Here is a 1640-nt window from a genome sequence, read left to right as displayed (position 1 = left end):
TCCTACACGTTTCAAACTGAATAGAGCCTGAACAATTTTGGACTTTATTGTGACAAAAAAATAAAAATTCATTTAGTTAAAACATTGCCGGTACAGTAAAATAAAATCATGACAAAATTTTGATTTCAATTAATGTAATATTCTTAAGGTTAATTAAGCAGCTTGTATTGAGAGCAGCAGATTTTTTACTATTGGTTATAAATTCTTTATTGATGAGTACTTTTTTATTAATTGATACAATATGAATTAAACAATAGGTGTATGAATAAAAGTTATCGTTTTTTATTATAGGCTTATGGTGCTAAGATAAAATCTTATTTGTGTGATAGAATACAGTCCTGTTTGACTACTCTCTTGTGAGGTTAAATATTGAGTTCGATATCAGATTATAACTGTATAAGATAATATATTGCGGGAACTTTTTTTGATATATGGGAAACATTCTCTTTAATTTTTTTGTGCTCATTTAGGTTTTAGAAGTGTTTTTGGCATGTTTTGATAGTTTTAGGGATTTTTTTATAACGTGGTTTAACAAGAAAAATTGCTAAAGGGGGACATCAATAATAGCGCGTAAGCCCCCTAGAGGGCTATCATCCAATTGAATATTGCCTCCATGGCTACGTGCTATATCTTGAGCAATAGAAAGGCCGAGTCCTGCTCTACTCGCATCTTGATTTTGTGTTTTATCAAGTTTAAAGAATGGCTTAAAGACTTCTGTGCGCATATTTTTATGAATCCCATGTCCATCATCATCAATAGTTATGATGAAAGATTCTTGTTGGGATATGGCTGTTAGTTTGACAATATTAGCGTGACAAAATGCTTTTGATACAAGATTGCTGATGAGACGCGTGAAGGCATGTGGGCGTACTTGTATTTGTGTAGGGCTTTCAATGGTGTAGGAAAATTGACGTTTGTGAAGATGCGCATCGGTAGAGAATTTTTGCATAAGAGCATTTAAATCAAAAGTTTTAATACACTCACTTCCTTCACTACGGGCAAAAGCAAGGTCATTTTCTAACATATCTTGCATGTCGCTCACATCTTGCTCAAGCGGCTTAATATCAAAGTCAGTATTTGCTAACGCTAGTTGAAGTTTAAAACGGGTGAGAATGGTTCTTAAATCATGGCTTACACCCGAAAGCATTATGGTGCGTTGTTCGATATAGTTAGAAGATGGTGAGTGTGTGTATTTTGCTAGACATGAGTTTAGGGTTTTGCATACACTAGGGCATTCCCTTGGTCATGTTATTTATTTCAATGAAAAAGAGCGCTTAGCCCTCTTGGGTGATGTTCTCTTTTGTGGTTCTATTGGACGTACGGACTTCCCCTTCTGTTCCTATGAAAAATTGATACAATCTCTTCGAGAAAAAGTTTTACCCTTAGGCGATGATGTTTGTTTTATTTGTGGGCATGGTCCTAAAAGTAGCATAGGCTATGAGCGCCAAAATAATCCTTTTCTTCAAGATTTTAATATATGAGCAAACAAAAAAACGCTTTGAAGCGTTTTTTTGTGCCATTTAAGACTTTTTAGTAGGGCGGAACAGAAGTTAATTTATTGGGGCATAACAAACGTGTTCCAAACCATTACGGTCTCGGAAAGTTCCTGTTTTAGGGTTGAAAGAACGGTATTTTTTCTT

General features: G+C 34.7%; 1 protein-coding gene and 2 pseudogenes. 1 reads left to right on the top strand and 2 read right to left on the bottom strand.

Annotated features, from left to right (window positions below):
- Positions 1-544: 544 nt before the first annotated feature.
- Positions 545-1165 (bottom strand): annotated as a pseudogene (locus ACFILD_RS05655) (sensor histidine kinase); the annotation flags it as partial.
- Positions 1166-1169: 4 nt separating this feature from the next.
- Between ACFILD_RS05655 and ACFILD_RS05650 the strand changes: the two are divergent.
- Positions 1170-1481, top strand: a pseudogene (locus ACFILD_RS05650) (MBL fold metallo-hydrolase); the annotation flags it as partial.
- Positions 1482-1550: 69 nt separating this feature from the next.
- Here ACFILD_RS05650 and ACFILD_RS05645 read toward each other — a convergent pair.
- Positions 1551-1640: BA14K family protein (locus tag ACFILD_RS05645; RefSeq protein WP_375657610.1), on the bottom strand; the 90-nt coding region annotated here is incomplete at its 5' end.

It is taken from the genome of Bartonella sp. CL162QHHD, from assembly GCF_042195435.1.
Lineage (GTDB): Bacteria > Pseudomonadota > Alphaproteobacteria > Rhizobiales > Rhizobiaceae > Bartonella.
The sequence above is the reverse complement of the archived record's forward strand: the minus strand, read 5'-3'. Positions and strand labels throughout refer to the sequence as shown.